Origin of the sequence: Sphingomonas silueang (assembly GCF_040049155.1) — a bacterium.
Classification (GTDB): Bacteria; Pseudomonadota; Alphaproteobacteria; order Sphingomonadales; family Sphingomonadaceae; genus Sphingomonas; species Sphingomonas silueang.
In genome coordinates this window covers 17,199-42,191 of sequence record NZ_JBDZDK010000005.1, presented here as the reverse complement: position 1 = coordinate 42,191, position 24,993 = coordinate 17,199, and the positions used below count along the sequence as shown (strand labels likewise).

25 protein-coding genes are annotated in these 24,993 nt (G+C 69.3%); 9 read left to right on the top strand and 16 right to left on the bottom strand.

What is annotated here, in order from left to right; all coding sequences use genetic code 11:
• Positions 1-16 precede the first annotated feature (16 nt).
• Entirely contained in the window at positions 17-1,513 is a 1,497-nt protein-coding gene (gltX, locus tag ABLE43_RS06890) for a glutamate--tRNA ligase (RefSeq protein ID WP_348977746.1), read from the bottom strand.
• Here gltX and ABLE43_RS06885 point away from each other — a divergent pair.
• Complete coding sequence (locus ABLE43_RS06885; RefSeq protein WP_348977745.1) at positions 1,512-3,746, top strand: ComEC/Rec2 family competence protein; 2,235 nt, start codon at positions 1,512-1,514, stop codon at positions 3,744-3,746. The genes gltX and ABLE43_RS06885 overlap by 2 nt on opposite strands.
• A 7-nt stretch (positions 3,747-3,753) precedes the next feature.
• Here the strand turns inward: ABLE43_RS06885 and dcd are convergent, their stop codons facing one another.
• The 4 genes from dcd to ABLE43_RS06865 are packed head-to-tail and all read right to left on the bottom strand — an operon-like array spanning position 3,754 to position 5,898.
• A complete protein-coding gene (gene dcd, locus ABLE43_RS06880) occupies positions 3,754-4,308 on the bottom strand; it encodes a dCTP deaminase (RefSeq protein WP_348977744.1) in 555 nt (184 codons plus the stop codon).
• The gene (locus ABLE43_RS06875) at positions 4,305-4,748 is read right to left on the bottom strand and encodes a cytidine deaminase (RefSeq protein WP_348977743.1); all 444 of its coding nucleotides are present in this window, start codon (positions 4,746-4,748) and stop codon (positions 4,305-4,307) included. Before ABLE43_RS06875 ends, dcd begins: the two co-directional genes overlap by 4 nt.
• Positions 4,745-5,419, bottom strand: a complete 675-nt coding sequence (locus tag ABLE43_RS06870; RefSeq protein ID WP_348977742.1) for a GH25 family lysozyme — start codon at positions 5,417-5,419, stop codon at positions 4,745-4,747. The genes ABLE43_RS06875 and ABLE43_RS06870 overlap by 4 nt, the downstream gene beginning before the upstream one ends.
• Positions 5,416-5,898: a UPF0262 family protein gene (locus ABLE43_RS06865; RefSeq protein ID WP_348977741.1), complete on the bottom strand. Its 483-nt coding sequence runs from the start codon at positions 5,896-5,898 to the stop codon at positions 5,416-5,418. The genes ABLE43_RS06870 and ABLE43_RS06865 overlap by 4 nt, the downstream gene beginning before the upstream one ends.
• A gap of 79 nt (positions 5,899-5,977) precedes the next feature.
• On the opposite strand from ABLE43_RS06865, the gene ABLE43_RS06860 reads away from it, so the two are divergent.
• Positions 5,978-7,489: a replicative DNA helicase gene (locus ABLE43_RS06860; RefSeq protein ID WP_348977740.1), complete on the top strand. Its 1,512-nt coding sequence runs from the start codon at positions 5,978-5,980 to the stop codon at positions 7,487-7,489.
• 285 nt (positions 7,490-7,774) lie between these two features.
• On the opposite strand, the gene ABLE43_RS06855 is transcribed toward ABLE43_RS06860, so the two are convergent.
• From ABLE43_RS06855 to ABLE43_RS06815, 9 genes are all read right to left on the bottom strand, one after another.
• Complete coding sequence (locus tag ABLE43_RS06855; protein WP_348977739.1) at positions 7,775-8,269, bottom strand: hypothetical protein; 495 nt, start codon at positions 8,267-8,269, stop codon at positions 7,775-7,777.
• A 282-nt stretch (positions 8,270-8,551) separates the two neighbouring features.
• The gene (locus ABLE43_RS06850) at positions 8,552-9,331 is read right to left on the bottom strand and encodes a phosphoadenylyl-sulfate reductase (protein WP_348977738.1); all 780 of its coding nucleotides are present in this window, start codon (positions 9,329-9,331) and stop codon (positions 8,552-8,554) included.
• Positions 9,324-9,749, bottom strand: coding sequence for a DUF934 domain-containing protein (locus tag ABLE43_RS06845; RefSeq protein ID WP_348977737.1), 426 nt, complete (start codon positions 9,747-9,749; stop codon positions 9,324-9,326). Before ABLE43_RS06845 ends, ABLE43_RS06850 begins: the two co-directional genes overlap by 8 nt.
• On the bottom strand, positions 9,742-11,376 hold the full coding sequence (locus ABLE43_RS06840) for a nitrite/sulfite reductase (RefSeq protein WP_348977736.1): 1,635 nt from the start codon (positions 11,374-11,376) through the stop codon (positions 9,742-9,744). The genes ABLE43_RS06845 and ABLE43_RS06840 overlap by 8 nt, the downstream gene beginning before the upstream one ends.
• Positions 11,377-11,518: 142 nt before the next feature.
• A complete protein-coding gene (locus ABLE43_RS06835) occupies positions 11,519-11,815 on the bottom strand; it encodes a DUF2849 domain-containing protein (protein ID WP_348977735.1) in 297 nt (98 codons plus the stop codon).
• Positions 11,812-12,600: a uroporphyrinogen-III C-methyltransferase gene (gene cobA / locus ABLE43_RS06830; RefSeq protein WP_348977734.1), complete on the bottom strand. Its 789-nt coding sequence runs from the start codon at positions 12,598-12,600 to the stop codon at positions 11,812-11,814. The genes ABLE43_RS06835 and cobA overlap by 4 nt, the downstream gene beginning before the upstream one ends.
• Before the next feature lie 125 nt (positions 12,601-12,725).
• On the bottom strand, positions 12,726-14,054 hold the full coding sequence (locus ABLE43_RS06825) for a glycoside hydrolase 5 family protein (RefSeq protein WP_348977733.1): 1,329 nt from the start codon (positions 14,052-14,054) through the stop codon (positions 12,726-12,728).
• Positions 14,055-14,117: 63 nt separating this feature from the next.
• Positions 14,118-15,527, bottom strand: a complete 1,410-nt coding sequence (gene astD, locus ABLE43_RS06820; protein ID WP_348977732.1) for a succinylglutamate-semialdehyde dehydrogenase — start codon at positions 15,525-15,527, stop codon at positions 14,118-14,120.
• A 291-nt stretch (positions 15,528-15,818) separates the two neighbouring features.
• Positions 15,819-17,324: a protein adenylyltransferase SelO family protein gene (locus ABLE43_RS06815; RefSeq protein ID WP_348977731.1), complete on the bottom strand. Its 1,506-nt coding sequence runs from the start codon at positions 17,322-17,324 to the stop codon at positions 15,819-15,821.
• Positions 17,325-17,342: 18 nt separating this feature from the next.
• Between ABLE43_RS06815 and ABLE43_RS06810 the strand changes: the two genes are divergently transcribed.
• From ABLE43_RS06810 to ABLE43_RS06790, 5 genes are all read left to right on the top strand, one after another.
• Complete coding sequence (locus ABLE43_RS06810; protein WP_348977730.1) at positions 17,343-18,221, top strand: alpha/beta fold hydrolase; 879 nt, start codon at positions 17,343-17,345, stop codon at positions 18,219-18,221.
• Positions 18,218-19,354 carry a glycosyltransferase family 4 protein gene (locus ABLE43_RS06805; protein WP_348977729.1) on the top strand — a complete coding sequence of 379 codons (1,137 nt, stop codon included), beginning with the start codon at positions 18,218-18,220 and terminating at the stop codon, positions 19,352-19,354. Before ABLE43_RS06810 ends, ABLE43_RS06805 begins: the two co-directional genes overlap by 4 nt.
• 8 nt (positions 19,355-19,362) lie before the next feature.
• Positions 19,363-20,157, top strand: coding sequence for a hypothetical protein (locus tag ABLE43_RS06800; RefSeq protein ID WP_348977728.1), 795 nt, complete (start codon positions 19,363-19,365; stop codon positions 20,155-20,157).
• 187 nt (positions 20,158-20,344) lie between these two features.
• The gene (locus ABLE43_RS06795; protein ID WP_348977727.1) at positions 20,345-21,748 is read left to right on the top strand and encodes an NAD(P)H-dependent flavin oxidoreductase; all 1,404 of its coding nucleotides are present in this window, start codon (positions 20,345-20,347) and stop codon (positions 21,746-21,748) included.
• A gap of 5 nt (positions 21,749-21,753) precedes the next feature.
• Positions 21,754-22,212 carry a nucleotidyltransferase family protein gene (locus ABLE43_RS06790; RefSeq protein WP_348977726.1) on the top strand — a complete coding sequence of 153 codons (459 nt, stop codon included), beginning with the start codon at positions 21,754-21,756 and terminating at the stop codon, positions 22,210-22,212.
• A 32-nt stretch (positions 22,213-22,244) separates the two neighbouring features.
• Here ABLE43_RS06790 and ABLE43_RS06785 read toward each other — a convergent pair whose 3' ends face one another.
• Positions 22,245-22,439, bottom strand: coding sequence for a hypothetical protein (locus ABLE43_RS06785; RefSeq protein ID WP_348977725.1), 195 nt, complete (start codon positions 22,437-22,439; stop codon positions 22,245-22,247).
• Between the two features lie 129 nt (positions 22,440-22,568).
• Between ABLE43_RS06785 and ABLE43_RS06780 the strand changes: the two genes are divergently transcribed.
• Complete coding sequence (locus ABLE43_RS06780) at positions 22,569-23,303, top strand: glutamine amidotransferase (protein ID WP_348977724.1); 735 nt, start codon at positions 22,569-22,571, stop codon at positions 23,301-23,303.
• On the opposite strand, the gene ABLE43_RS06775 is transcribed toward ABLE43_RS06780, so the two are convergent.
• A complete protein-coding gene (locus tag ABLE43_RS06775) occupies positions 23,282-24,280 on the bottom strand; it encodes a 2-hydroxyacid dehydrogenase (RefSeq protein ID WP_348977723.1) in 999 nt (332 codons plus the stop codon). The genes ABLE43_RS06780 and ABLE43_RS06775 overlap by 22 nt on opposite strands.
• Before the next feature lie 110 nt (positions 24,281-24,390).
• Between ABLE43_RS06775 and ABLE43_RS06770 the strand changes: the two genes are divergently transcribed.
• A complete protein-coding gene (locus tag ABLE43_RS06770) occupies positions 24,391-24,840 on the top strand; it encodes an SH3 domain-containing protein (protein ID WP_348977722.1) in 450 nt (149 codons plus the stop codon).
• Positions 24,841-24,993: the final 153 nt, after the last annotated feature.

Here is a 24,993-nt window from a genome sequence, read left to right as displayed (position 1 = left end):
GCGTCTCCTGTCTCGGTTATGCGGCCGGTGCGGCCATCTGGTCTTTGATGCGGCCCAGGCTCTCGTCGCGGCCCAGCAGGGCCAGCACGTCGAAGATGCCCGGAGAGGTGCGCGAACCCGTCAGCGCGGCGCGAAGCGGTTGCGCGGCGGCACCCAGCTTCAACCCCGCCGCCTCCGCCACTTCGCGTACCGCAGCTTCGATCGTCTCCGTATCCCATGCTGCGAGTGCGTCAAGCTTGGCGTGCAACTGCGCCAAGGTCGCGCGCGCTTCCGGCGTCAGCAGCGCGGTCGCGCCGTCGTCCATCGGGAGGGGGCGGGTGCGGAAGAAGAAGGCGGCGTTGGCGGCCAGTTCGTTCAGATCGGCGGCGCGGACCTTGAGCACCGGCATGGCGCGGTGCAGCAGGTCGCGGTCGATTCCGTCCGGCAGTCGTGCGGCGACCAGATCGGTCAGGCGGGCATCGTCCGCCTCGCGGATATAATGGCCGTTGAGGTTCAGCAGCTTCTTGGTGTCGAAACGCGACGGTGAACGCCCGACGCCCGACAGGTCGAACACCTCGGTCGCGCGTTCGCGGCTGATGATCTCCTCGTCGCCATGACCCCAGCCGAGCCGCAGCAGATAGTTGTTCAGCGCCTCGGGCAGCACGCCCAGTTCGTCGCGATACGCCTCCACGCCCAGCGCGCCGTGCCGTTTCGACAGCTTGGCCCCGTCCGTGCCGTGGATCAGCGGCACATGGGCATAGACGGGATCGCCCCAGCCACCCTCGACCGCATCCATCGCGCGGATCAGCGCCAGCTGGCGGAAGGCGTTGTTGAGATGGTCGTCGCCGCGGATGACATGGGTCACGCCCATGTCATGGTCGTCGACGACCACCGCCAGCATATAGGTCGGTGTGCCGTCCGAGCGCAGCAGGACGAAATCGTCCAGTTCGGCGTTCGCCACGGTCACGTCGCCCTGTACCTGATCGGGGATCGTGACCGAGCCTTCCTTCGGCGCCTTCAGCCGGACGACGAACGGCGCGCCCGCCGGAGCATCGTCGGGCGAGCGGTCGCGCCAGCGCCCGTCGTAGCGGATCGGGCGGCCCGCGGCACGCTGTTCGTCGCGCAGCGCGGCCAGTTCCTCCGGAGTCGCATAGCAGCGATAGGCATGGCCGGCGGCCAGCAGCTGGTGCGCGACGGCGGCGTGGCGGTCGGCACGGGCGAACTGGAACACGGCATCGCCGTCCCAGTCGAGGCCGAGCCAGCGCATGCCGTCGAGGATCGCGTCGATTGCGGGCTGGGTCGAGCGCGCGCGATCGGTATCCTCGATCCGCAGCAGGAACCGTCCGCCATGGCGGCGGGCATAGAGCCAGTTGAACAGCGCGGTGCGCGCTCCCCCGATATGGAGGAAGCCGGTCGGCGACGGCGCGAAACGGGTGACGACTTGCGCCGTGGAATTGGTTGCGCCCAAGCGCGGATGCTCCCAGACTTCGGGTGGAACGATGATGGCCGGATCAGCCGCGAGCGCCTCTAGCATGGCCCCCCGCCTGCTTCAAACCTCGGGAGCCCCCGCCGGGTTCCTGGAGGCGATCGAACGTCGGCTGGAGGCGGAGCGCAGCCAGTTGCCGCTGTGGATTCCGGTGGCGCTGGGGGCGGGGATCGCGGCGTGGTTCCTGCTGCCGGATGCGGCGGCATGGGCGGGATTTCTGGCGCTGGCGGCGGCGGTGGCGCTGATCGGCGCGGCCTTGCCGGGCGGCACGCGGCTGGGGCGGGTGATCGGCTGGGCGGGGGTGCTGGCGATGCTCGGCTGCGTACTGGTGTGGTGGCGGGCGGAGCGGGCCGCCGCACCGGTGCTGGCGCGGCCGGTGGTGGCGGCGTTCGCGGCGCGGGTGGTCGGCGTCGAGCCGCAACCAGCGCGGGAAGCGGTGCGGCTGACCCTGGCGCCGGTTCGCGATCCGGACTGCCGTACCCCGGCGGAGGCCGGGGTCCAGCAACGGCACCGCTGCGTAACGTCCCCAACCTCCCCCGACTGGACCCCGGCCTCCGCCGGGGTACGAGCGCCGCCTTCGGAGGAGGGCGCGCCCCGGCCCCGTGCCGCGTTGCCGTCGCTCGTCCGGCTCAATGTGGCGCAGGGCGACCTGCCCGACGGCATCTTCCCCGGCGCGGTCATTTCCCTGCGCGCGCGGCTGATGCCGCCGCCCGATGCGGCGGTGCCGGGCGCCTATGACTTCCGCCGGGTCGCGTGGTTTCAGGGGATCGGCGCGACCGGACGCGGGTTCGCGCCGATCGCAGTCGTGACGCCGGGCGATGCCGGAAACGCCGGACTGCGCGCGCGCCTGACGGCGCATATCCAGTCGCGCGTCGGGAGCAGCGCGGGCGGGATCGCCGCCGCCTTCGTCACCGGGGATCGCGGCGCGATCGCGGAAGGCGATGCGGAGGCGATGCGGCGATCGGGCCTCGCGCACCTGCTGTCGATCAGCGGGCTGCATGTCACCGCCGTGGTCGTCGGCACGATGGCGATCGTCCTGAAGCTGCTGGCGCTGGCGCCGTGGATCGCGCTCCGGGTGCGGCTGCCGGTGGTGGCGGCAGGGGCGGGGGCGTGCGCGGCGGTCGGCTATACCTGGCTGTCGGGGGCGGACGTGCCGACGGTGCGGTCGTGCATCGCGGCGCTGCTGGTGCTCGTCGCGCTATCGCTGGGGCGCGAGGCGATCACGCTGCGGATGATCGCGACCGGCGCGACGCTGGTGCTGCTGATCCTGCCCGAATTGCTGGCGGGACCCAGCTTCCAGTTGAGTTTCGCCGCCGTCACCGCGATCGTCGCGCTGCACGAACATCCCCGCATCGCGCGCCTGTTCGCGCGGCGCGACGAGCCCGGATGGCGCAAGGCCGCACGCAGCCTCGCCTCGCTGCTGCTGACCGGGGTGGCGGTGGAGGCGGCGCTGATGCCGATCGGGCTGTATCATTTCCACAAGGCCGGGCTGTACGGCGCGCTGGCCAATATCGTCGCCATTCCGCTGACCACCTTCGTCACCATGCCGCTGGAGGCGCTGGCGCTGGCGCTCGACATGGTGGGGCTGGGTGCGCCCGCATGGTGGCTGGCGGAGCGGTCGTTGTGGCTGCTGCTGTGGATCGCGCGCAGCGTCGCGGCGGCCCCCGGATCAGTCGCGGCGCTGCCCGCCATGCCCGACGGCGCGTTCGCGGCGATGGTCCTGGGCGGGTTGTGGATCGCGCTGTGGCGTACGCGCATGCGGCGCTGGGGGCTGCTCCCGTTCGCGATCGGCCTGGGCTGGGCGCTGGCGACGCCCGCGCCCGACCTGCTCGTCACCGGCGACGGGCGGCATCTGGCGCTGCGCACGGCGGACGGCGGCATGGCGATCCTGCGCGACCGGGCGGGCGACTATGTCCGCGCGACGCTGGGCGAGGGCGGCGGCGTGGACGGCGAACTGCCGCCGCTGTCCGAACAGCCGGGCGTCGCGTGCAGCCCCGACCTGTGCATCGCGACGCGGACGGCGGGCGGCAGGCGCTGGACCATCCTCGCCACGCGCAGCGGCCATACGGTGCCGTGGGGCCAGCTGGTCGCCGCCTGCGCCCGCGCCGACATCGCGGTCAGCGACCGACGGCTGCCCAGGGGGTGCGTGCCGCGCTGGCTGAAGCTCGACCGGGCGATGCTGGCGCGCACCGGGGGCGTCGCGATCACGCTGGCAAACGGGCGGGTGCGGACGGTGCGCGGCGGGGGGCGGCATCCGTGGGAGGCCGCGGGCGGTCGCTGAGCCGGCGCTACAGCCTCGGCAGCGTCACCCCGCGTTGCCCCATATATTTGCCCGCGCGGTCGGCATAGCTGGTGCCGCACGGACGGTCGCCCTTCAGGAACAGGAACTGGCACGCGCCCTCGTTGGCATAGATCTTGGCGGGAAGGGGCGTGGTGTTGGAGAATTCCAGCGTCACATGCCCCTCCCACTCGGGCTCCAGCGGGGTGACGTTCACGATGATGCCGCAGCGGGCATAGGTCGACTTGCCGAGGCAGATGACCAGCACGTCGCGCGGCACGCGGAAATATTCGACCGTGCGGGCCAGCGCGAAGCTGTTGGGCGGGATGATGCACACGTCGGTCTTGCGATCGACGAAGCTGTTGGGGGCGAAGTCCTTAGGGTCGACCACCGCCGAATCGACGTTGGTGAAAATCTTGAACTCGTCCGACACCCGCGCGTCATAGCCGTAGGACGACAGGCCGTAGCTGATGCAGCCGTCGCGCCGCTGCGATTCGACGAACGGCTCGATCATGCCGGTCGCCAGTGCCTGTTCGCGGATCCAGTGGTCCGACAAGATGCTCATGCGTGTCCCCCGATGCCCAGATTGGCCGGTCCGAACGCATGCGGCAGCAGCTCGGACAGGCGATGCGTTTCGATCTCCCCGCCGCCGAGGCCGGAGCAGAACACGGCAAGGTCGCGCCCGCCGATCTGCGCCGCTTCGTTGAGTACCTGACGGCAGCGGCCGCAGGGGCGGATCGGATCGGTGTCGCGTTCGCCCATCCGGCCGCCGACGATCCCGACCGCGACGATCTGCCCCAGTCGCCCCGATGCGCTCGCGCTGGCGGTCGCGACCGTCTCGGCGCACAGCGACAGGCCGTAGCTGGCGTTCTCGAAATTCGCGCCGGTCACGACCGATCCGTCGGTCAGCAGCAGCGCGGCCCCCACCGCGAAGCGCGAATAGGGGGCGTGGGCATGGGAAGCGGCGGCGCGGGCGGCCTCGATCAGGGCGGCGGAATCGATCATCGGGCAGCGACACTCCAGGCAACGGGACCGGCGACGCCGTCGATGCGCCGCACGGTGCTCGCCTGCCACAGCCGCCACGGTCGCGCCAGATAATCGGGCGCGAGGAAGGCGCGCTCGGCCCATAGCGGGCGGACGATCGCCGCGCTCACCCGGTATTCGGCCTCGAACGCGGGCGAGATGCGCAGCAGCATCGGTCGCCCGTCATGATATTCCGCCGGACCCAGGAAGCCGCGGATCGCGGTGAGCACCTGCGCCCGCGTCGGTCGCGCCGCGCAATCGGGCGTGAAGTCGAGCGCCAGCGCTGCGGGCAGCGCATCCGCCTCGCGCGGGACGGTGGTCAGATAGGCGGTGAGTTGATCGGCGGTCGGCTCGCACAGCGAGAAACGGTGCAGCGCGCCGTGACGCAGCCCGGCGGCATGCGCGCCGTTCCAGTTGTTCTCGAACGCCGGATCGCGGGCGATGCCGTCCGATGCGGTGACGAAGGCGAAGTCCGCCCCTTGTGCCCGCACCATCGCCCAGTCGATCGCGCCGTCGCGCGCGGCCACGCTCAAGCCCTGCACCGGATAGTCGGCGACCGAAGGCTGCCAGCCGGGCACGACCCCGCGCCACGCGGCAAGGCCGCCCAGCGCCAGCACCGCCAGCGCAGCGATGATCCAGCGGGGCCGCATCATCCCTTGATATGCAGCACGCAGATGAGGGTGAACAGCCGCCGGGCGGTGTCAAAATCGATCTCGACCTTGCCTTCCAGCCGTTCCTTCAGCGCCTCTGCGGCATCGTTGTGGATGCCCCGCCGCGCCATGTCGATCGTCTCGATCTCGTGCGGGGTCGCCTGGCGGATGGCTTTGTAATAGCTGTCGCAGATCGCGAAATAGTCGCGGATGGGGCGGCGCAGGCGGGCCATGCCGAGCACCAGCGTCTCGACCGGGCTGCCGTCCTCGCGCGCGATGTCGATCGCGAGGCGTCCCTCCGGCACCGACAGCGCGATGCGATACGGCCCGGCATAGCCGTCCGGCGTCGGGCGGGCGGGCGCGAAGTGATTGGATTCGAGCAGGTCGAAGATCGCGATGCGACGCTCCTGCTCGATATCGGCGCTGCGCCACAATATGGTGCGCTCGTCGAGGGTCACGTCGATGATCCGGGGATCGGCCATGGCATCCTCTTGCCGCTCCGCAGCCCCACGTCCACCGCAAAATCATTGTCGGCGAGGCCAAGGTCTGGGAAAAGGGGCGATGGCCACTGTTCACAGCATCGCCGGGGGCAATCCCCCCGCACCGCCGCGCGTACCCCATAACGTCGATGCCGAAGCCGCGCTGCTCGGCGCGATGCTGATCGACAACGGCCTTGCCGACGACATGGTCGAGCGGCTGGACGGCGAGCATTTCTACGATCCCGCCCATGCCCGCATCTTCGAGCGCATCCGCGACGTGCGCCGCACCGGGATGATCGCCAGCCCCGTGACGCTCAAGCCCATGTTCGACGGCGACGAGCTGCTCGCGGCGCGCGGCGGCCCGCAATATCTGGTCGAGATCACCGGATCGAACGCCAGCCTGCTCGGCGCGCGGCAGTTCGCGCAGCAGATCTACGACCTGGCGCAGCTGCGCGCGCTCATCACGGTCGGGCGGACGCTGGTGGAGAATGCCACCGACACCTCGACCGAGGTGGACCCCAAGAAGCAGATCGAGGCAGCGGAAGAGGCGCTGTTCAAGGTCGCGGCGGAGGGCAATTCGTCCAACGCGGTCAAGTCGTTCGCGCAGGCGACGACGATGGCGGTGCGCATGGCCGAACGCGCGATGAATTCGGGCGGCGGGCTGTCGGGCGTCACCACCGGGCTCGATTCGGTCAACGGGCGCATCGGCGGCATGCACCACAGCGACCTCATCATCCTTGCCGGGCGTCCGGGCATGGGCAAGACCTCGCTCGCGACCAACATCGCGTTCAACGCGGCGCAGCGCTACATGGACGACCAGCGCGCGGGGATGGAGAAGGGCAAGTCGGTCGGCGCGAAGGTCGCGTTCTTCAGCCTCGAAATGTCGGCCGACCAGCTGGCCACCCGCATCCTCGCCGAACAGGCGGCGATCAGTTCCGAATCGCTGCGCATGGGCAAGATCCGCAAGGAGGATTTCACCCGCCTCGCCAACGCCGCCGCCGATCTGGAGCAGCTGCCGCTGTATATCGACGATACCGCTGGCCTCTCCATCTCCGGCCTGCATACCCGGGTGCGCCGCCTGCACCGCAAGCTGGACGGCGAGCTGGGGCTGGTGGTGGTCGATTACCTCCAGCTGTTGCAGGGGTCGGGCAAGGGATCGGACAACCGCGTGCAGGAAATCTCGGAGATTTCGCGGGGGCTGAAGACGCTGGCCAAGGACATCGGCGTGCCGGTGGTGGCGCTGTCGCAGCTGAGCCGTGCGGTCGAGCAGCGCGAGGACAAGCGCCCGCAGCTGTCCGACCTGCGCGAATCGGGGTCGATCGAGCAGGACGCCGACATGGTGTGGTTCGTCTATCGCGAGGATTATTACGTCGCGGCCAAGGAGCCCAAGCGCCCGCGCGACGGCGACGATGCCAAGATCTTCGAGGATCACGCCAAATGGGCGATGGACATGGAGCGGGTCTATGGCCTTGCCGAGCTGATCATCGCCAAGCAGCGCCACGGCGCGACCGGCAAGGTGACGCTGAAGTTCGAGCCGTCGATCACCAAGTTCAGCGACTATGCCGGCGCAGGGTTCAGCGGGCTGGACGAGTAGCGGCGGCGCGAAACTTTACAAACTTTACACTCATGGCGTTGGTTCGCGCCGTTGGAAGCGCGGCGGCGGGCCGGACAGTCGCGGCCCGGCGCGAAGCATGACAGGGAAGGGGCGTGTAGGAAAGCGTCAGAGCGGGCGGCACATGGGGGAGTTGCGCGCTTCCGCCCACTTCGCGCAGGAACCGGCGCGCCCGTTCGTTCAGATGCCGTCGCCGCATGTCGTTCCCCCTGTGGCCGGGGGATCGCACGGCTGCCGGGCGTCTGCCGAGTCCCCTCGCGCGGGCGGTCAGCGGTCGCCGGGCGGGCGCAGGCCGAGCAGCGTGAGCAGCATCCCGGCCAGCGCCTCGGTGTCGTCGGCGGGCAGCCGTACCGCATCCGCCTCGACCGGCTCGAACCCGTGGTTGACGCCGAGGTTGGTCAGCGGGGTGAGCGTCACCCGGTCGCCGTCGCCCTCGAGATCGACCCGGCGGGCGTCGCGCATGAAGGTCTTGAAATTCTTGACCGCCGCCGCGTCCTGGAACGGGATGAACTGCCGCCGTGCCTGTTCGGGGGCGGGGTCGGGGACGGCGGCGGTCGATGCCGCCAGCGCGTCGGCGATGGCGGTGGCGAGGATCGGCTTCTTGACCGACTTGCCGAACCAGCGCGGGGCGTGCGCCAGCGTATCGCCGCCGATGGTGGGCGACACGGGCGCGACGATCAGGCGACCGTTGGTGAAATAGGCGACGGCGGACTGCATCGCGCGGCTGTGCGCCGGTTCGCGCGGACTGGCAAGCGCGAGCAAACTCGCCTCCGGCATCGGCAGGGCCGGGCAGGGTATGATCCGGGGAGGGGCGATCCGCTCCCTAGCGGGCCGACCCATCCCCGGCCGCCCTTCCTGCAAGGATTTCTCTGCGAAAGTTTAAGGTCAAGCCTTGATCCTGCCGTACCCCCGCGCAGGCGGGGGGCAAGAGCCAGGTAGAACAACGGCTTGCGTCCGTGACTCTTGGACCCCCGCCTGCGCGGGGGTACGGAAAAGGACTTTGGCGGAGGAATCCTTGCCCGGGGAGGGGAGGAATTCTGCGCGTCAGAAGCTCGGCAGGTTCGGATCGCCGTCGAGGATCGGCTTGTGGATGCCGCATTCGACCTTTTCCCAGCCCGCCCAGCGGCCCGAGCGCGGGTCTTCGCCGGGCTTCACCCGGTTGGTGCAGGGCGCGCAGCCGATCGAGGGGAAGCCCTGTTCGACCAGCGGGTGGCGCGGCAGGTCGTGGGCCGCGAAATAGGCGTCGATGTCCGCCGGGGTCCAGGTGACGAGCGGGTTGACCTTCAGCCGCCCCGCCGCATCCGCCGTATCCAGCTCGAACCGGGGGAGCGCGGTGCGCGTCGCCGACTGGAACGCCTTGCGCCCGGTGAAGCTGGCGTCGAACCCGGTCAGCGCGCGCGCCAGCGGCTCGACCTTGCGAATGTCGCAGCAGCCGTCGGGGTCGTAGGACCAGCGCAGCCCGCTCTGGTCATTGCGCGCCAGCAGGTCGGGGTCGGGATACAGGTTGCGGAAATCGGTGAGGCCGAGGCGTTCGACCAGCCGGTCGCGATAGGCGAGCGTTTCGGGGAAATGCTTGCCCGTTTCGAGGAACAGCACCGGCACCGATCGGTCGATCGATGCGATCAGGTGGAGCAGCACCGCCGATTCCGCGCCGAACGACGATACCGCCGCGACCGCGCCCAGCAGGCGTTCGGTCAGGATCGCGCGCAGCATGTCGCCGGTGTCGGCACCCTCGAACCGATCGTTCAGTCGATCGACATCGGCGGGGGTGAAGCGCGGGGCGGTATCGATCCGGTCGCGGATACGAATGTCGGCGTCAGCCATGGCGGCGTTTCCATACCGGCACATGGCTATCCGCCGCCGCCTGATAGACGTGATCGTAGCGGGTCAGCGCGCGTTCCAGCGCGGCGGGATCGATCGGCTGGGCGGGGGCGAAGCTGTCGAAGCCGCAGCGGCGCATCAGCGGCACCTGATCGACCAGCACGTCGCCCTCGGCGCGAAGTTCGCCGGTATAACCCGATTCGCGCAGGATGCGCGCGACCGAATAGCCCCGCCCGTCGCGGAACTTGGGGAAGCTGACCTCGATCAGCGACAGCCGGTCGAGGTGCGGCAGCAGCGCGCGGGCATCGTCGCCCGCCTCGATCCGCACGGCGGTAGCGTTCGACTGGCCGAGGAAGGCGTCGAGGGTGACGGCGGGTTCGTCATGCCCCGCATCGTCGCGGAAGCGCAGCGCCTCAACCATAGATGGCCTCCTTGAACGGTTCCATGCCGATGCGGCGATAGGTGTCGACGAAGCGCTCGCCCTGCGTGCGTTCCGCCAGATAGCGGTCGGTGACGCGCTCGATCGCATCGACCACGCCGTCCTCGGAGAAGCCGGGGCCGGTGATCTTGCCGAGGCTCACGTCCTGCGCGCCCGATCCGCCGAGGAGGAGCTGGTAATTCTCGGTCCCCTTACGGTCGACGCCGAGGATGCCGATGTGCCCGGCATGGTGGTGGCCGCAGGCGTTGATGCAGCCGCTGATCTTGAGCTTCAGTTCGCCGAGGTCACGCTGGCGCACCGGATCGGCGAAGCGGTCGGCGATCTTCTGCGCCAGTGGGATCGAGCGCGCATTGGCGAGGCTGCAATAATCGAGGCCGGGGCAGGCGATGATGTCGGTGATGAGGTCGAGGTTCGCCTCCGCCAGCCCGATTTCGACCAGCCGGTCGTAGACGGGGCGCAGGTCGCGCGAGCGGACGTGCGGCAGGACGATGTTCTGCGCATGGGTCACGCGCAGTTCGGCGAAGCTGTATGCCTCGGCCAGATCGGCCATCGCATCGATCTGGTCCGCCGAGGCATCGCCGGGGATGCCGCCCGCCGGCTTCAGGCTGATGGTGACGATCGTGTAGCCGCTACGCTTGTGGGCGTGGGTGTTCTGGTCGAGCCAGGCGGCGAAGCCGGCGTCGCTGCGGTCCACGGCTGCGTCGGCGGACGTGTCGGCGAAGGCCGGGTCGGCGAAGAAGGCGGCGATGCGGTCGAACTCGGCCTGCGGCGGGTCGATCCCCAGCGTCTTGATATGCGCGAATTCCTGCGTGACCTCGGCACGATATTGCTCGACGCCGATCTCGTGGATCAGGATCTTGATCCGCGCCTTGTACATGTTGTCGCGGCGGCCGTAGCGGTTGTAGACCCGCAGGCAGGCTTCGAGATAGCTCATCAGGTCGCTAAGCGGCACGAAGTCGGCGACCAGCGGCGCGATCATCGGGGTGCGGCCCATGCCGCCGCCGACATAGACCTGCGCGCCCGCAACGCCGTCCTGCGAGGTGATGCGCAGGCCGATGTCGTGGAGCCGCATCGCCGCGCGGTCCTCGTCCGCCGCGATCACGGCGATCTTGAACTTGCGCGGCAGGTAGCTGAATTCGGGGTGGAAGGTGCTCCACTGGCGCAGCAGCTCGGCCCAGGGGCGCGGGTCGGTCAGCTCGTCGGCGGCGGCGCCGGCGAACTGGTCCGAGGAGATGTTGCGGATGCAGTTGCCGCTGGTCTGGATGGCATGCATCTCGACCTTCGCCAGCTGTTCGAGGATGTCGGGCGTGTCGGCCAGCTTGATCCAGTTGAACTGGAGATTCTGCCGCGTGGTGAAATGGCCGTAGCCGCGATCATAGGTGCGGGCGATGTCGGCCAGCACGCGCATCTGCGTGGACGACAGCGTGCCATAGGGGATGGCGACGCGCAGCATATAGGCGTGCAGCTGGAGATACAGGCCGTTCATCAGCCGGAGCGGCTTGAACTGGTCCTCGGTCAGATGGCCCGACAGGCGGCGTTCCACTTGATCGCGGAACTCCGCGACCCGGGCATCGACGATCGACTGGTCATAGGTGTCGTACTGGTACAATTCTCGATCCTCCCCGGCACGGGGAGGGGGACCGTCGCGCAAGCGATGGTGGAGGGGGTTCTCCACCGGCGTTGCGCTTTAGGGTACCCCCCTCCACCAGCCTGCGGCTGGTCCCCCTCCCCGTGACCGGGGAGGAGCTTGGTTAGATGACCCACGCCCCCGCATCGGGATCGGCGGGCTTCAGCGTCAGGTCCGCGCGGACCGTCGGGCCGAGCGCGCGGATGCGGTCCTTGATATGCGCGGGGCGGGGGCCGTCGGGGGTCGCCACCGCATCGATCACATAGGGCACGTTGACGCGGCGGGCGGCTTCCTCGGCCAGCGCGATCGCCTCGCCGTCCTCGCCCACGTCCACCGCATCCTCGACATGGCGCGACCAGTCGTGGCCGGTCCACCACGTCACGTCGCCGGTGGGCAGGTCGTTGCCGGTCAGCAGCTTCATGCCATCGCCTCCGCCGCCTTCGCCCACTTGCCGAGCTTGTCCTCGGCATCGGCGAGTTGCACCACTTCGCCGACCACGATTACCGCCGGGCTCGCCACCTTCTCGCGTGCGACCATCGGCCCCAGATCGGCCAGCAACGTGCGCAGCGCCCGTGCGTCGGCATAGGTGCCGCGCTCCAGCACCGCGACGGGCATGTCGGGGGCGACGCCGTCGGCCATCAGCTTGTCGGCGATCGCCTCCGCCGTCGCGACGCCCATGTAGATCACCAGCGTCCGCCCCTGTCCGGCAAGGCCCGACCAGTCCTGTTCGGACAGCCCCTTGCATTGGCCCGCGACGAAGCTGACCGCCGACGACCAGTCGCGGTGGGTGAGCGGCAGCATCGCCCCCGCCGCGCAGCCGAGCGCCGCCGACACGCCGGGGATGACTTCCACCGGCAGGCCCGCCGCGCGCACCGCCTCCACCTCCTCGCCGCCGCGGCCGAAGATGAACGGGTCGCCGCCCTTCAGCCGGACGACGATCGCGCCGGTCTTCACATGCGCGACGATCAGCGCGTTGATCGCCTCCTGCGGCAGGGTGTGGCGCGCGCGCTGCTTGGCGACCGAGATGCGCTGCGCGGTCGCGGGTGCATGGTCGAGCACGCGCGGGTCGATCAGCCCGTCGTGGACGACGACATCGGCGGACCGCAGCGCCTCGACGGCGCGGACGGTGAGCAGGCCGGGATCGCCCGGACCTGCGCCGACGAGGATGACGCGCCCGCGCGCGGTCGGATCGAGGAGACTTGCCATGGGAGCGTAGATGCGGGGCGGGCGCTCCCCACGCAACCGACGCTTGCTTGGGGGAAGGGTAGGGATTCTTTGCCGAGGCTCGTCATCCCGGCCTGCGCCGGAAGGACGGGTGTCGGTGGTCGGGATCAGCCGATCGCCGCCATGGCCCTCGCCTGCGCCGACACCAGCGCCAGCGTGGAGGCGTCGGTGTCGAACACGCCGTACCAGCCCTGCGGTTCGTGCGGCGGATCGCCCATGTACTGGAGGTCGCCGGGGTGGAAGCGCCAGTCGGCGTGCCTGGTCCGCGCCTCGCCGTTCCATGCCCAGAAGTTGGTGCCCGCGGTCGGCCCGCCGCTCTGCGCGTCGGTGAGCGCCAACCGGTGGAGCAGGCGGTAGAAACGGTCCTTGTAGACGATGCTCGCCTGCGGATCGTTGCTGCCGCCGTCGCGGGGATAGCCGAATTCCTCGATCACCATCGGCTTGTTCAGATCGCGCGCGATGGCGATGTGGCGGCGGACATAGTCCTCGACCAGCGTCTCGCCCTTCGCATAGGTGCCGGGCAGGTCGTTCTGGTCGACCCACGTCCAGTTGTTCGGCCAGACATGGACCGTCAGATAGTCGATCGCATCCGAACGGTGCGCCGCGATCGTGATATCGGCCTGTTCGAGGCTGCCCTTCAGCCCCTCGCTGCCGGTCGAGACGAGGTGGTTGCCGTCGAGCGACTTGATGAGCCGGGCGGTGCCGTCGATCCAGGCGTAGAATTCGGGCAGCCTGGCATGCGCCGGATCGCCCGCCGGACGCGGTTCGTTGCACAGCTGCCACGCCATGATCGTGGGGTCCTTCGCATAGGCGACGCCGGTCACGCGGTTGGTCCGCGTCACGACCGCGCGGACATAGGCGTGGTAGAGCGCGATCGCCCGTGCGTTGCCATAGAAGCGCGCGTTCGCGTTGGGGAATTCGGGCCACGGATGCGCGGGGTCGCCCATGTCGATCCACGGTTCGCCGACATAGCTGAGATAGGTCATCAGCCCGCCCGACCATTCCCAGAAATTGGTGAGGCACAGCACCGCCGTCATGCCCCGCCGTGCGATCTCCGCCATCGCCCAGTCGAGGCCGGTCAGCATCGTCTCGTTATAGTCGGTCCCCGCCGTGCGGAAGCCGGGCCTGATCGAGTTCTTCAGCGGCCCTTCCTCCGCCGATGCCATGATGCGCAGGTTGGTGACGCCCGCCGCCTGCAACCGGTCGAGCTCGCGCGAGAGACGGGCGCGGTCGCCATAGGGCGCATCGGCACCCAGCCATGCGGCATACCAGAGATTGGCACCCGCAAAGCGATAGGGCCGGTCGCCTTGCATCAGCCGCATGCCTTCGCGCCGGATGAACGGCTTCGCAGCGGCCGGCGCAGGCGGCGTCTGCCCGGTCGCGGCGCATCCCGCCAGCACCAACCCACCCGCAAGGACGGAACGACGATCGACCACGGCATCTTCTCCCTATTTGTTTTTCTTATTTCCTTTTTATCGTATGGGAGGAGCCAGACAAGCTCATTCGTTGCGCAGGCCGATGCCGATCGAGGCGCGCGCCTGTTCGGCCTCCGCCGAGACGACCGGATAGGCGCAATAGTCGGCGGCGTAATAGGCCGAGGGGCGATGGTTGCCCGACCAGCCGATCCCGCCGAACGGCGCGGCGGACGACGCGCCGTTGGTCGGGCGGTTCCAGTTGACGATACCGGCGCGGATATTGGCCCAGAAGCCGTCGTACAGCTTGGGATCGTTCGAGATCAGCGCGGCGGAGAGGCCGTAGCGGGTGTGGTTCGCCTCGGCGATGGCGTCCTCGAAGCTGTCGCTGCGGAATACCTGCAACAACGGCCCGAACAGCTCGACATCGCTGCGCGCGTCGGTGTCGGACATGTCGAGGATGCCGGGGGTGAGGAACGGCCGCCCCTCGACCGGGCGGCGCAGGTAGCGCAGCGGACGCCCGCCGCGGGTGCAGAGCGACAGGAAGCTCTCGGTCAGCTGGTCGGCGGCTTCGTTGTCGATCACCGGGCCCATGAACGGCGCGGGGTCGGCGTGCGGCTCGCCGATGATGAGCCGGTCGGTCAGCCGGGTGATCTCCGCCAGCAGCGGCTCGGCAAGGCGGCGCTCGACGATCAGGCGACGCGCGGCGGTACAACGCTGCCCGGCGGAGGTGAACGCCGACTGCACCACCAGCACCGCGGCGGAATAGAGGTCGCTCGCGCCCCACACCACGATCGGGTTGTTGCCGCCCATCTCGAGCGCGAGGATCTTCTCCGGTGTCTCGGCGAACTGGCGGTTGAGCGCGATGCCGGTGCGCGCCGATCCGGTGAAGAGCAGCCCATCGATATCGGGATGCCCGGCGAGCGCGCGCCCCGCGTCCGCCGCGCCGATCAGCAGGCGGACGCAATCCTCCGGCACGCCCGCCGCGCGGTAGCAGTCGATCAGGAACGCGCCGCTGGCCGGGGTCTTTTCGGACGGCTTGAACACCACCGCATTGCCCGCGAGCAGCGCGGGGACGATATGGCCGTTGGGCAGGTGCGCGGGGAAGTTGTACGGCCCCAGCACCGCCAGCACGCCGTGCGGCTTGTGGCGCAGCGCCATGCGCGTGTTGATCGGCGAATCGAGCCGCCGCTGGCTGGTGCGTTCGCCATAGGCGGTGATCGATATCTCGACCTTGGCGATCACCGTCTCGACCTCGGTCCGCGCTTCCCACAGCGGCTTGCCGGTTTCGCGGGCGATCACGTCGGCAAAGGCCTCGGACCGCTGGCGCACGACATTGGCGAAGCGGCGCAGCGTTTCGATGCGATAGGCGAGCGGGCGCGAGGCCCAGCCTGCCCATCCGGCGCGGGCGGCGGCGACCTCGGCATCGGCGTCGCCGATCGCGCCCTGCCACAGGGTCGCGCCGGTCGCGGGTTCGGTCGAGACGAGTTCGGCCATGGGCGGTCATCTACTCCTGCAGTTTTTGCGCGTTCTTGGACCAGAAGCGGGACGGATGCCAGATCGGGGCATGGGGGTTACGATCCCGTTGCCGACGGGGCGTTGCTCGCCTTGTCGGGATTTGCCTGCGAAAGTCCTTTTCCGTACCCCCGCGCAGGCGGGGGTCCAGGAGTCCCGGATGCAAGCCGTTGTTTTACTTGGCGCTGGACCCCCGCCTGCGCGGGAGTACGGCAGGCTCAAGGGCTGGCCTGGGGCTTTCGCAGCGAAATCCTTGTCAGGGAGGGGGGAAGGTCACTCCAGCGCTTCGCCCATCCGGCGGATCGCGGCGAGCTTCGCCTCGAACGGCCCCCAGTCGTCGGTGTCGGCGATCGGCGACCAGATCGCCTCGACCTCGTCGATCAGCATCGAACAGGGGCGCGGGTCGGACCAATAGGGGTGGCTGCGATCCTTGCGCGGGCGATAGTCGGACAGGCGGGCGCGCACCTCCTCGAACGGGGTCCATTCCTCACCTTCGGGCAGCCAGCCGCCGAATGCCGCGTGGAAGAAATCGTCGAGCGGCATTTTCGACGCGACCAGCGCCCGGACCGTCGCGTCGTGGAGCGGGCCGTCGTCGTCGGCCCCGCGCGGCACGACGCCCATCCGCCACAGCAGGGCCTCCGCCGCCGCCGCGCGGAAGCGATCGGGGAAGGTCTCCAGCACCGCGATCAGCGGTTCGGCGGGCGCGACCGTGCGTAGCGCCACCGCCAGCTGCATCGCGTTCCAGTGCATCGCATCGGGCTGGCGACCATAGGCGTAGAGGCCCTGATGGTCAAAATAGGCGGCGGTGAACCCGGCGTCCCAGTCGCGCGCGAAGCGCCACGGGCCATAGTCGAAGCTCTCGCCGGTCAGGTTGATATTGTCGGTATTGAGCACGCCGTGGACGAAGCCCGCCGCCATGAACCGCGCGGCGAGGGTGGCGATGCGCCCGACCGCTTCGTCGAACAGCTCGACCGCCGGCTCGGCGCCCGGCGTGCGGTGGTAGAGGCGGGTGAGGACATATTCGACCAGCCGGTGCATGGCGTCCGCATCGCGTTCATAGGCCAGCCGCTGGAAGGTGCCGATGCGGACATGGCTGTGGTTGAGACGCACCAGCACCGCCGAGCGCGTCGGGCTGGGTTCGTCGCCGCGCACCAGTTCCTCGCCGGTTTCGACCAGCGAGAAGCTGCGCGAGGTGGGGACGCCCAGCGCCTCCAGCATCTCGGTCGCCAGCACTTCGCGCACGCCGCCCTTCAACGTCAGTCGCCCGTCGCCGAAGCGGCTCCAGGGCGTCTGCCCCGATCCCTTGGTGCCGAGGTCGAGCAGCCGGTCGTCGCCGTCGGTCAGTTGCGCGAACAGGAAGCCGCGCCCGTCGCCGATCTCGGGGTTGTACGACTGGAACTGGTGGCCGTGGTAGCGCAGCGCGAGCGGGTGGGGGAGGTTGCCGGGGAGGGGCACGAAGCGGGCGAAATGGTCGAGCCACTGCGCGTCGGTGAGGGGGAGGGAAGTGTCCTCATCCGCTTCCGTACCCCCGCGCAGGCGGGGGGCCAGGGTATCGATCGCTGCCGTTCGTTCTGCCTGGCCCTGGACCCCCGCCTGCGCGGAGGTACACTCGGTCGGTAGCGCCGGCACGATACCCACTTGCGACGCCGCGCGATCGTTGCGGAAGCGCAGGACGTGCTGCGGAAATGCCGCCGCCTCGACCGGATCGTAGAAGCGCTCGCCAAGTCCGAGAATATCGGTGCGGGGGCGGTAGCGGGCGGGTTGCGGGAAATCGGCCATGCGGCGATATGGGGGGCGATGGCGCCCAACGACAAGCAACGCTGCACCGATGGCTATTGGTGGTCGAACGACGGCCTCCGCCTCCATTACCGCGACTATGCCGGGCGCGCCGACCGGCCCGCGATCCTGTGTCTCCACGGGCTGACGCGCAACGCGCGCGACTGGGAGGATGTGGCCGAGCGGCTGGCGGGCGAATGGCGGCTGATCGTGCCCGAGATGCGCGGACGCGGCGAGAGCGGCTATGCCCGCGATCCGATGACCTATGTGCCGCTGGTCTATCTCCAGGATGTCGAGGCGCTGCTGAACCATCTCGACCTCAAACAGGTGGTCGCGTTCGGCACCTCGCTCGGCGGCATATTGACGATGCTGCTGGCGGCGACCGACCGCGACCGGATCGCCGCCGCGCTGCTGAACGACGTGGGGCCGGAACTGGACCCGGCGGGCCTCGGGCGCATCCGCGGCTATGTCGGCAAGCAGGTGAGCCACCCGACGTGGATGCATGCGGCACGGGCGATGGCGGAGGGCAACGGCGACGCCTATCCCGGCTACGGCGTGCACGAGTGGCTGCACATGGCCAAGCGACTCCACCGGCTGACCTCCAACGGGCGCATCCAGCTCGATTACGACATGAAGATCGCCGAGCCGTTCCGCGTGCCGGGCAACGAGGCGGGGCCGGACATGTGGCGCGCGTACGAGGCGCTGGCGGGCAAGCCGGTGGCGATCGTGCGCGGCGGCCTGTCCGACATATTGCCCGCGGCCGTGGCCGAGGCGATGGCGACGCGGATCGACGGCGCGGATCTGACCGTCGTGCCCGACACCGGCCATGCGCCCACGCTGACCGAGCCGGACGCGATCGGGGCGATCGACCGGCTGCTGGCGCGGGTGGCGCGGGCATGAGCGCGCCGGTCCGCATCCTCCACCTCCATTCGTCCTTCGCCTATGGCGGCAAGGAGGCGCGCGCGATCCGGCTGATGCATGCGTGGGGCGACCGGGCGGTGCACATGATCGTGTCCGGCGTGCCCGAGCGGACCGAGGCGCGCGCCGCGATCGGCAGGCACATCCGATACGAGATCGCGCAGAACCCGCCGCCGCTGACCGGCAAGCCCTCGGTCGCGCGCTACGAGGCGATCGCCGCCTGTATGCGCCGGTTCGATCTGGTGCTGACCTATAACTGGGGCGCGATCGACGGGGTGATGGCGCGGCGCGTGTTCCCCAGGGGCACGCCGCCGGTGGTGCATCACGAGGACGGCTTCAACGAGGACGAGGCGCACCGGCTGAACCCGGTGCGCAACATGTACCGGCGGATGGCGCTGGGCGCGGCGCATGCGCTGGTGGTGCCGTCCGGGCGGTTGCTCGGCGTCGCGCGGGGGGCGTGGAAACAGCCCGAGGCGCGGCTCCACCTGATCGGCAACGGCGTGCCGGTGGAGAAATATGCGCGCGGGGTAGCCGCCGACGCCATCCCCGGATTCCGCCGCAGGCCGGGCGAGATCGTGATCGGCGCGGTGGTGGGGCTGCGCGCGGTCAAGGACCTGCCGCTGCTGGTCCGCGCGGTCGGCGGCATCGCGGTCAAGGTGCGGCTGGTGATCGTCGGCGACGGCCCCGAGCGGCAGGCGATCGAGGACGCCGCCGAGGCGATGGGCATCGACGACCGGGTGCACCTGCCCGGCTTCCTGCCCGAGCCGTGGCGCTACATGGGGCTGTTCGACATCTTCGCCCTCTCGTCGCAGAGCGAGCAGCAGCCGATCTCGGTCATGGAGGCGATGGCGGCGGGGCTGCCGGTGGTCGCGCCGCCGCTCGGCGACATCCCGAAGATGGTCGCGGAGGAGAACCGGCCCTATATGGGCGTCGACCGGCACGAGGTGCACCTGCGCGACCGGTTGCAGGCGCTGGCCACCGACGCCGAGGCCCGCCGCCGCGTGGGCGAGGCGAACCAGGCGAAGGCGCGCGCGGAATATGACGAGGCGGCGATGATCGCACAGTACAAGGCGTTGTATGAGGGGGCGATCGGGCGGCCGGGGGCGTTGGGGTAGGGTTGTGTTTGTCGATCGATGCCCGGTACGGCCAGACTTTCGCGGTTGCTGACAGCCTTGCTGTAAACCTCAAGCTAAAGCCGGACGAGGGGCGGCGGGTCCGGACAAGCATGGCGAGCAGTTCGGCGACAACCGCCGGGTGGTGTGCGACCGGCAATCTTGACGCATGCGGCGTTCGGGCTAGTCTGATCCCGAACGGGGGGATCATGAGAGTTCTGATATCTGTTGTCGCCGCGGCGACGCTGTCGGCGTGTGTGCCGCCCACGGCGGGGAACGATGCAGCGGCCGATGCCGCATCCGATAACCTTGAAATGATGGCGGACAACCTCGAAGCGGTCGCCGCTGCCATGGAAGCCGACGCGACGGCGGCGGGGAGAACCGGTTCCGCCAGCGGATGGTCCTATTCCGAGGATGTCGACAAGATGCGGGGTGGCAAGAACAAGGTCGCGAGCGTGTCGGCGACCGAGCCTATCCACCTTCCCTTTCCCTATGGCGAAAGCACGCCGACGCTCAATATCCGGCGGGACACCAAATTCGGGTTCGACATATATGTGTCCGCCAACGGTCAGTTCCTGTGCCGGTCCTACGATGATGACAGTATCGCGGTGAAGTTCGACGACGGGCCGGTGCGGGACTGGCGATGCGCCGAGGCCGACGGCGGATCGTCCGACATCGTGTTCGTACTTCAGGCGCAAAAATTCCTTTCGGAAATCAAGAAGGCGCGCGAAGTGACGATCGAGGCGCCGATGTACGAGGCCGGTCGCCAGCAGATGACGTTCAAGGTCGCCGGTCTGAAGTGGTAGGCGGTGCCCCAACCGTTGGTGGACGGCTTCCCGGCGACAACGCAGCCCGACCGCATCGGGAAGGCCCGTCATGCCTGCGTCGCCCGTCACGCAATTTGCTCGCCATCGCGCATTCCAGCCACTAATGACGGCCGGATACAGCGGCGCGCGTTGCGCAGCCGCCCCGAGAAGTTCCGCCGGAGGTATCGTGTTCAAAGGTCTGTCGCCCATCGTCTATAACGGCCGCGAAGTCTGGCCGCTGATCGAAGGGGGCAAGGGCGTCGCCGCCACCAACCACGCATCCGCGGGCGCATGGGCGGCGGCGGGCGGCATCGGTACCGTCTCGGCGGTCAACGCCGACAGCTACGACCCCGACGGCAGGATCATCCCGCAGGTGTACAAGGCGCTCACCCGCCGCGAACGCCATGAGGAACTGATCGAATATGCGATCGAGGGCGCGGTGCAGCAGGTGCGGCGCGCATGGGAGATCGCGGGCGGCAAGGGTGCGATCAACATCAACGTGCTCTGGGAAATGGGCGGGGCGCAGCGCATCCTGCACGGCGTGCTGGAGCGGACGCGCGGCCTCGTCTCCGGCGTCACCTGCGGCGCGGGCATGCCGTACAAGCTGTCGGAGATCACCGCGTCCTACGGCGTCAGCTATCTGCCGATCGTGTCGTCGGGCCGCGCCTTCCGCGCGCTGTGGAAGCGCGCCTATTCCAAGGCGTCGGAATGGCTTGCCGCCGTGGTCTATGAGGACCCGTGGCTCGCCGGAGGCCACAACGGCCTGTCGAACGCCGAGGACCCGCTTGCGCCCCAGGACCCCTATCCCCGCGTGAAGGCGCTGCGCGAGACGATGCGCGAGGGCGGCATTTCCGACGACGTGCCGATCGTGATGGCGGGCGGCGTGTGGTACCTGCGCGACTGGAACGACTGGATCGACAATCCCGAGCTGGGCAAGATCGCGTTCCAGTTCGGCACCCGTCCGCTGCTCACGCAGGAAAGCCCGATCCCCGACGGCTGGAAGCAGAAGCTGATGGAGATCGAGGAAGGCGATGTGCTGCTGCACCGCTTCTCGCCGACCGGTTTCTATTCCTCGGCCGTCCGCAACCCGTTCCTGCGCGCGCTGGAGGCGCGGTCGGACCGGCAGATCGCCTTTTCCAAGCAGGAAGCGGGCGACCATGTGTTCCAGCTCGACGTGGGCGTGAAGGGCAAGAATTTCTGGGTGACGCAGGGCGACCTGCTGCGCGCACGCGAATGGTATGGGCAGGGGTTCACCGACGCGCTCAAGACGCCGGACAATACGCTGGTGTTCGTGACACCGGAGGAGAAGGGCGAGATCCGCAAGGACCAGGCCGACTGCATGGGCTGCCTGTCGCAGTGCAGCTTCTCGAGCTGGGCCGACAGCGAGACGAACTCGACCGGGCGGCTGGCCGATCCGCGCAGCTTCTGCATCCAGAAGACGCTGCAGGACATCGCGCACGGCGGCGATACCGATCGCAACCTGATGTTCGCGGGCCATGCCGCCTATAACTTCAAGCGCGATCCCTTCTATTCCAACGGCTTCGTGCCGAGCGTGAAGCAGCTGGTCGACCGCATCCTGACCGGCGACTGACCCCGATGCCGTCGTCGCTGTCGCCGGATCATGTCGCGGCGCTGGCGGCGGTCGCGCGGATGCTGGCGGAGGCGCAGGGGCCGTGGTGGGTGATTGCCGGGGCGGCGGTGGCGCTGCACGGCGCGCCGGTCGAGGTCGACGATATCGACATTCTGTTCAGCGCGAGCGATACCGCGCTGGTCAGCAGCCTCCCCGCAATGTGCCGCAACTATGGTGCTGGCACGACGCTGTTCCGTTCGGGGTTCTATGCCGCTTCGACGATCGGGACGGTCCGCGTCGAATGGATGGCGGACTTCGAGGTGTCCATCGGTACGGGCTGGCACCCGGTCCTGCCCCGATCGCGCGAACCGGCCCACATCGGCGAAGCGACGGTCTTCGTACCCGACCGAGGCGAATTGATCGCCATGCTCGCCAGTTTCGGCCGACCAAAGGATCACGACCGGATCGCGCTGCTGACTATGTGACCGGGACGCTCATGCGCCCCGGCCCCTGTCGATCAATCGTCGGCGACGGTGCCGACCACCGCGCCGCCGACGCCGCCGACCGCCGCGCCCTTTTCGACACTGCCGCCGGTGGCCGCCGCGATACCGGCACCGCCCGCCGCGCCGATGCCTGCGCCGCGCAGCGTCGAACAGGCCGCCAGCGACGAACCGGCGGCAAGGGCGAGTGCGATAGTTGCAAGCTTCTTCATGGGGTTACCTCCTGTTACGCGGGATGCCCCAAGGAATGTATTGCATCGCAGCAGGTTCCGAACCGTCGCTTGGGCAATGGAAAGAAACATTGCAGCCGAGGTTCAGCCTCGCCAGACTAGGCTGCGATGATGAAGTGTGCCTTGATCGTCCGCCACGTCCCCTATGAAGGTTGCGCCGGATACCGCGCGCCGATCGAGGCGGCGGGCTATGCGCTCGACCGGATCGACGTGACCGATCCGGCCTTCGCCACCGCCGATCTGACCGCGCCCGACCTGTTGATCGTGATGGGCGGGCCGATGGGGGTGTACGACACCGCCGAGCATCCGTGGATCCCCGGCGAGATCGCCGCGCTGCGGCGGCGGCTGGCGGCGGATCGCCCGACGCTCGGCATCTGCCTCGGCGCGCAGATGATGGCGGCGGCGCTCGGCGCGGCAGTCTACAAGGGGCCGTCGTGCGAGATCGGCTTCGCGCCGGTCGACCTGACGCCGGACGTCGCCTCGCCCCTGGCGCATGTCGCGGGGGTGCCGGTGCTGCACTGGCACGGCGATACCTTCGACCTGCCCGAGGGGACCGAGCTGCTGGCGACGACTCCGGCCTATCGCCAGGGGTTCCGGCGGGGCGCCAACCTGCTGGCGCTGCAATTCCATGCCGAGATGGGCGAGGATGCGCGCTTCACCGCGTGGCTCGACTATCTCGACTGCCCGGTGCGGCGGGACGAACTGACCGGGCAATATGCCCGGTTCGGCCCGGCGGCGGTGCGCGCGGGACAGGCGATGATCGCGCAGTGGCTGGCGGGGATCGATGCAGGCGCGCCGCGCACGGCGGCAGCGCGGCAGGCGGACTATATCCCGTCGAGCACCTGATCGGGCGGGCGGTGGCCGTCCGCCCAGACGCGGATGTTGGTGATGACCTTCTCGCCCATCGCGATGCGCCCTTCGAGCGTGGCCGATCCCATGTGCGGCGTCATCACCACATTGGGCAGCGCCAGCAGCCGGGGATCGATCCGCGGTTCGTGCGCCCAGACGTCGAGCCCCGCGCCCGCCAGTCGTCCGCCCTCCAGCGCATCGACCAGCGCCTCCTCGTCGAGGATGCCGCCGCGCGAGGCGTTGATGACATAGACGTGGGCCCGCAGCAGCGCGATGCGGCGCGCGTCGATCAGATTCTCGCTGTCGGCGTTGCGCGGGGTGTGGATCGTCAGCAGGTCGATCGCGCCCAGCATCGCGTCGAGGTCGCCGTGCCACGTCGCGCCCAGTTCCGCCTCGACGACGGCGGGCAGGCGGCGGCGGTTGTGGTAATGGATCGACAGGCCGAACGCGCGGGCGCGGCGGGCCACCGCCTGGCCGATGCGGCCCATGCCGATGATGCCCAGCGCCTTGCCGCCGATGCGGTGGCCGAGCATCCCGCCGGGGCTCCACCCCTTCCACTCGCCCGAGCGCACCAGCTTCTCACCCTCCGCGAGGCGGCGGGGCACGGCGAGGATCAGCGCCATGACCATGTCGGCGGTATCCTCGGTCAGGACGCCCGGCGTGTTGGTGACGGGGATGCGCCGCGCGCGCGCCGCCTTCAGGTCGATATGGTTCACGCCCGCGCCGTAATTGGCGATGAGCCGCAGCCGATCGGGCGCGGCGGCGATCAGCGCGCCGTCGACCGAATCGGTGACGGCGGGCACCAGCACGTCGCAATCCGCCATCGCCGCGGCGAGTTCGGCTTGCGAAAAAGGATGATCGTCGGGATTGAGCACCGCATCGAACAGCGTGGTCATGCGTTCTTCTACCGCTTGCGGTAGCCGGCGCGTCACATGCACGCGCGGACGACGGGGCGGGGGCGTTGTGGCGACCATCGCCACGGCTTGGCGGGAAGCGGCAGCGGCGTCAACGCCCTGCGGCGTTCGGGACAGGGAAGATTGGGAAGCGAATGATGCGACAGGGCCGATGGCTGGGGATTGCGGCCGTGGCGGCGGTTTTGCTGGCGAGCGGCGTCGCCGATGCGCAGCGGCGCAAGACCCCCTATTACGCATCGATCGCCGCGGGCGAGGCGCGGATGCGCAGCGGCCCCGGCAAGAATTATCCGACGCAATGGGTCTATCGCCGGGCCGACCTGCCGATCAAGGTGATCGACATCTATCAGGACTGGCGGCGGGTGGAGGACCCGGACGGCACGCGCGGCTGGTTCCAGGTCGGCCTGCTCAGCGACCGGCGCACCGCCTATGTGCCGGGCGAGACGGTCGAACTGCGCGCATCGCCGCAACCGGGCGCGGCGGTGGTGTGGCGCGCGGCCCCCGGCGTCGTCGGGCGATTGTCCCGCTGCAACGGCGGCTGGTGCCATTTCGACGTGCAGGGTAAGGGCGGCTATGTCGAACAGGCGCGGCTGTGGGGCGTGGCGCCGGGCGAGAAGATGTAGGCGTTGCCTGCTCTCCTCCCCGACAAGGATTCCCCTGCGAAATTTCTCTGCCGTACCCCCGCGCAGGCGGGGGTCCAGAGCCAGGTAGAACAGCGGCTTGCATCCGTGACTCCTGGACCCCCGCCTGCGCGGGGGTACGGACAGGGACGTTCG

What these genes read in the sequence shown, in the direction of transcription:
- ABLE43_RS06885 (WP_348977745.1), top strand. Translation starts at nt 1,512, where the DNA reads ATGGCCCCCCGCCTGCTTCAAACCTCGGGAGCCCCCGCCGGGTTCCTG.
- gltX (WP_348977746.1), bottom strand. Translation starts at nt 1,513, where the DNA reads ATGCTAGAGGCGCTCGCGGCTGATCCGGCCATCATCGTTCCACCCGAA.
- dcd (WP_348977744.1), bottom strand. Translation starts at nt 4,308, where the DNA reads ATGAGCATCTTGTCGGACCACTGGATCCGCGAACAGGCACTGGCGACC.
- ABLE43_RS06875 (WP_348977743.1), bottom strand. Translation starts at nt 4,748, where the DNA reads ATGATCGATTCCGCCGCCCTGATCGAGGCCGCCCGCGCCGCCGCTTCC.
- ABLE43_RS06870 (WP_348977742.1), bottom strand. Translation starts at nt 5,419, where the DNA reads ATGATGCGGCCCCGCTGGATCATCGCTGCGCTGGCGGTGCTGGCGCTG.
- ABLE43_RS06865 (WP_348977741.1), bottom strand. Translation starts at nt 5,898, where the DNA reads ATGGCCGATCCCCGGATCATCGACGTGACCCTCGACGAGCGCACCATA.
- ABLE43_RS06860 (WP_348977740.1), top strand. Translation starts at nt 5,978, where the DNA reads ATGGCCACTGTTCACAGCATCGCCGGGGGCAATCCCCCCGCACCGCCG.
- ABLE43_RS06850 (WP_348977738.1), bottom strand. Translation starts at nt 9,331, where the DNA reads ATGGCTGACGCCGACATTCGTATCCGCGACCGGATCGATACCGCCCCG.
- ABLE43_RS06845 (WP_348977737.1), bottom strand. Translation starts at nt 9,749, where the DNA reads ATGGTTGAGGCGCTGCGCTTCCGCGACGATGCGGGGCATGACGAACCC.
- ABLE43_RS06835 (WP_348977735.1), bottom strand. Translation starts at nt 11,815, where the DNA reads ATGAAGCTGCTGACCGGCAACGACCTGCCCACCGGCGACGTGACGTGG.
- cobA (WP_348977734.1), bottom strand. Translation starts at nt 12,600, where the DNA reads ATGGCAAGTCTCCTCGATCCGACCGCGCGCGGGCGCGTCATCCTCGTC.
- astD (WP_348977732.1), bottom strand. Translation starts at nt 15,527, where the DNA reads ATGGCCGAACTCGTCTCGACCGAACCCGCGACCGGCGCGACCCTGTGG.
- ABLE43_RS06815 (WP_348977731.1), bottom strand. Translation starts at nt 17,324, where the DNA reads ATGGCCGATTTCCCGCAACCCGCCCGCTACCGCCCCCGCACCGATATT.
- ABLE43_RS06810 (WP_348977730.1), top strand. Translation starts at nt 17,343, where the DNA reads ATGGCGCCCAACGACAAGCAACGCTGCACCGATGGCTATTGGTGGTCG.
- ABLE43_RS06805 (WP_348977729.1), top strand. Translation starts at nt 18,218, where the DNA reads ATGAGCGCGCCGGTCCGCATCCTCCACCTCCATTCGTCCTTCGCCTAT.
- ABLE43_RS06790 (WP_348977726.1), top strand. Translation starts at nt 21,754, where the DNA reads ATGCCGTCGTCGCTGTCGCCGGATCATGTCGCGGCGCTGGCGGCGGTC.
- ABLE43_RS06785 (WP_348977725.1), bottom strand. Translation starts at nt 22,439, where the DNA reads ATGAAGAAGCTTGCAACTATCGCACTCGCCCTTGCCGCCGGTTCGTCG.
- ABLE43_RS06780 (WP_348977724.1), top strand. Translation starts at nt 22,569, where the DNA reads ATGAAGTGTGCCTTGATCGTCCGCCACGTCCCCTATGAAGGTTGCGCC.
- ABLE43_RS06775 (WP_348977723.1), bottom strand. Translation starts at nt 24,280, where the DNA reads ATGGTCGCCACAACGCCCCCGCCCCGTCGTCCGCGCGTGCATGTGACG.